Below are 513 nucleotides of genomic sequence, written 5' to 3'. Positions count from 1 at the left end.
AGGTGGGGCTGGCGATTGGGACGAAGTCGTAACAAGGTAGCCGTACCGGAAGGTGCGGCTGGATCACCTCCTTTCTAAGGAGCACCGGCTCCCATCCACTCCTTTGCGGGGTGTTGGGGGTCTACGTCGCGGTCAGGGGCGAATGTTCCCTGCGTGACACGCTCATTAGTGGAGCACTGGCTACTCAACCAGGCCCGATGGCCGGGACTACTAGTACCGCCCTCACGTGTGAGGGAGTGGGAACGGGGTTTCCGTGCGGGTGGGGCTGGTTGAACACACTGTTGGGTCCTGAGGGAACGGACGTTAAGGGCGGGCTCGCTTCTGGCGGGCTTGCTGTCTGTTTGGCCTCGTGCGGGACCATCCTCCTGTCAGACCAGCTTGGTGCGGGTACCTACGTGTACTGCGTGCCGGGTGTTGGTGGCGGGTCGGGTTTGGTCGCTGTTTGTTGTTTGAGATTTGCATAGTGGACGCGAGCATCTTTGTGGCCAAGTTTTTTAGGGCACACGGTGGATG

General features: G+C 60.4%; 1 rRNA gene. It reads left to right on the top strand.

Going from position 1 to position 513, the window contains the following annotated elements:
- Positions 1 to 74: ribosomal RNA gene (locus ACW9TB_RS39380) — 16S ribosomal RNA — on the top strand; the annotation flags it as partial.
- Positions 75 to 513: the final 439 nt, after the last annotated feature.

This window comes from Streptosporangium sp. H13245, from assembly GCF_055690525.1.
This window is presented reverse-complemented; position numbering and strand designations above follow the sequence as displayed.